At 71.6% G+C, this 687-nt stretch carries 1 protein-coding gene; it reads left to right on the top strand.

Annotated features, from left to right (window positions below; all coding sequences use genetic code 11):
• Positions 1–89 precede the first annotated feature (89 nt).
• Positions 90–687 (top strand): ABC transporter ATP-binding protein (locus tag ROTAS13_RS25485; protein WP_253187787.1); only part of this gene is annotated, 598 nt, incomplete at its 3' end.

Here is a 687-nt window from a genome sequence, read left to right on the forward strand (position 1 = left end):
TCGCCTTACGGTGGAGCTGTGCGTAGATGTGATCAAGAGACAGCCGCGAGGGCCGGCTGCGCGACCTGGCGGCCGAGGCGCCGGAGGCCATGCGCCGCCTGCGCGGCCCGGAGATCGCGATGATCTTCCAGGAGCCGATGACCAGCCTGAACCCGGTTCTGAAGGTCGGCGACCAGATCGCCGAGGCGATCGAGCTGCACCAGGGGCTGGACGGCACTGCCGCCCGGGCGGAGGCGAAGCGGATGCTGGACCGGGTGCGCATCCCCGAGGCGGAGCGGCAACTGGGGCGCTATCCCTTCCAGATGTCGGGCGGGATGCGCCAGCGCGTGATGATCGCCATGGCGCTGTCCTGCCGCCCGCGCCTGCTGATCGCCGACGAGCCGACCACGGCGCTCGACGTGACGGTGCAGGCCCAGGTGCTGCGGCTGATCCGCGCCCTGCAGAAGGAGACGGATCTCGGCATGATCTTCATCACCCACGACATGGGGGTGGTGGCCGAGATCGCGGACCGGGTGGTGGTGATGCGTCGCGGCGAGCAGGTCGAGGAAGGCGAGGTCGGGCGCATCTTCGCCGCGCCGCGGCACCCCTATACGCAGCGCCTGCTGGCCGCGGTGCCGGTGCTGGGCAGCCTGGCGGCGAAGCCCCTGCCCGAGCCCTTCGCCATGCCGGACGTCCCGCCGCCCGAGC

This window comes from Roseomonas sp. TAS13, from assembly GCF_001950415.1.
GTDB lineage: Bacteria > Pseudomonadota > Alphaproteobacteria > Acetobacterales > Acetobacteraceae > Roseomonas > Roseomonas mucosa.